The sequence below is a fragment of the Oleiphilus sp. HI0043 genome, from assembly GCF_001634935.1.
Window position 1 is genome coordinate 1 of the sequence record NZ_LWEY01001170.1, and the last position, 1,863, is coordinate 1,863.

Consider the following 1,863-nt stretch of genomic DNA (forward strand, 5'->3'; position numbering starts at 1 on the left):
CTCTATCTCCGACATCATGGCGGTTTCCAGAACAATTGAAAACTTTGCTTCTGGAGACCAGTTATCTGGACTACTACTTTTTGTCACACTTGAACCTGGTAATTGAAATTTATCTCGCCAGGAATACAAGGTGGATAGGTTTATGTTTTCCTGGGCTGAAAACGTTCTTAATGATAACCCACTTTCAAGCCACTTCTTAACAATGGCTTCTTTAAACTCTTTTGAATAATGCTTCACTCATATTCTCTTACCGCCTCCTATTCAATTATTAAAAATTAACAGAGGCGACAACTATCCTGACACAGGGGGGTATCCCTCTTGATACTGTTTATGCATACAGCATATAGAAGAAGCTTCACTTAGCGAATATTGGCCGTAATTTTGTAAAAACAGTCCAACTGTTATGTCCGCTTATCTCACTTTCCAGAAGTAACCGATCAGATCAATATTGGCCAAAAAATCTTTGTTTATCGATCAGTCATGAAGGTCCGTTTTGCGGACGTCATTGGCATCTGTTTAAAAAATACGGTAAATACTAAAGTTTGACGATATAATAGAGAAAATTTATAGACTGGAGCGGTGGATGCCGGTAATAAGTAGGTTTTATGGAATATTGATCGCAATGTATTTTAACGATCATAACCCTCCGCATTTTCATGCAAAGTACTCAGGGTATGAGGCTCTATTTAACTTTGATGGAGAAATCATCGAAGGTGAATTGCCTAACAGAGCTATCAAATTCGTTCAAGAATGGATTTCATATCACCTAACTGAGTTAGAAGAAAATTGGGACAAAGCTCGCTCTGGCGAACCTTTGAATTACATAGCACCGTTGGAGTAACAAATTATGCTTCATATTAAATCAGCAAAGCACGTTTCCGACTTTACACTTTGGGTTGCTTTTGATGATGGCACTTCAGGCAATATTGACTTAAAAGGAGCTTTGGAAGGTACCGTCTTTTTACCATTAAAAGATGTAGCTGTTTTTTCTAAAGTTTCAGTTGATCCTGAGCTAGAGACTGTGGTTTGGCCTAATGGTGCAGACCTTGCTCCTGAGTTCTTAAAAGACCTACACCAAAAACAAAACCAAGTTCACAACTGAATATTGGTATCTCTGACAGGTAGCTACTTTTTAGTATCCACCTGTTGGAAAATATCTACACCTGGATTCGTTCGGCAAGATCAAGCGCATCATCTACTTCAACTCCAAGATACCTTATAGTACTGTCGATTTTTGAGTGCCCTAGCAATATCTGAATAGCTCTAAGATTCTTTGTTTCACGATAAATAATTGAAGCTTTTGTTCGCCTCATTGAGTGAGTGCCATAAGCTGCCTTATCTAAACCAATACTGGAAACCCATGAGTCAACAATTCGAGCATATTGTCTAGTAGATAGATGCTCTGATTTCTTACACCGACTTTGAAATAAGAAATCGTTAAAACCTAAATGCTGAATCTCAATCAGTTTATTTAAGGTCGTTTTTGTCTTCGCTGTAATTTCAAATTGAACAGGTGTTTTCGTTTTTTTCTGAATGATTTGTGCGCGTGATTGAATACCATCGCCATGACTTATGTCACTGACTGACAGTCTGACAAGATCACAACTTCGAAGCATGCTATCAATTGCTAGGTTGAAAAGAGCTAGGTCTCTGATACTTTGTAAGCGTCTAGCCAAGCACACATAATACCAAACCCAACAATTAATTACGCTAGTTCCAAAATTCACAAGGAACTAGCACATGACTAAAAAGAACACCAAGAAAGCCAAACACGACTGGCCAAGTATCTTCGATTATCAAAAAGAGAGCGGGTTAACGGTTGCAGAATTCTGCTCCATACATAAAATCAGCACCTCTTCGTTC

The 1,863-nt window shown here is 38.4% G+C and carries 4 protein-coding genes; 2 read left to right on the top strand and 2 right to left on the bottom strand.

The window, feature by feature from the left end; all coding sequences use genetic code 11:
* A partial coding sequence (locus A3729_RS13470; RefSeq protein WP_156497948.1) for a transposase occupies positions 1-237 on the bottom strand: 237 nt, incomplete at its 3' end.
* A gap of 346 nt (positions 238-583) precedes the next feature.
* On the opposite strand from A3729_RS13470, the gene A3729_RS13475 reads away from it, so the two are divergent.
* Both A3729_RS13475 and A3729_RS13480 read left to right on the top strand, forming a co-directional pair.
* Positions 584-841 carry a DUF4160 domain-containing protein gene (locus tag A3729_RS13475; protein WP_068511393.1) on the top strand — a complete coding sequence of 86 codons (258 nt, stop codon included), beginning with the start codon at positions 584-586 and terminating at the stop codon, positions 839-841.
* A 6-nt stretch (positions 842-847) separates the two neighbouring features.
* Positions 848-1,102: a DUF2442 domain-containing protein gene (locus tag A3729_RS13480; RefSeq protein ID WP_068510406.1), complete on the top strand. Its 255-nt coding sequence runs from the start codon at positions 848-850 to the stop codon at positions 1,100-1,102.
* A gap of 55 nt (positions 1,103-1,157) precedes the next feature.
* Here A3729_RS13480 and A3729_RS13485 read toward each other — a convergent pair whose 3' ends face one another.
* Entirely contained in the window at positions 1,158-1,727 is a 570-nt protein-coding gene (locus A3729_RS13485; protein WP_156497766.1) for a tyrosine-type recombinase/integrase, read from the bottom strand.
* Positions 1,728-1,863 lie beyond the last annotated feature (136 nt).

Coding starts and splice junctions, on each gene's coding strand:
- A3729_RS13475 (WP_068511393.1), top strand. CDS start 584: ATGCCGGTAATAAGTAGGTTTTATGGAATATTGATCGCAATGTATTTT.
- A3729_RS13480 (WP_068510406.1), top strand. CDS start 848: ATGCTTCATATTAAATCAGCAAAGCACGTTTCCGACTTTACACTTTGG.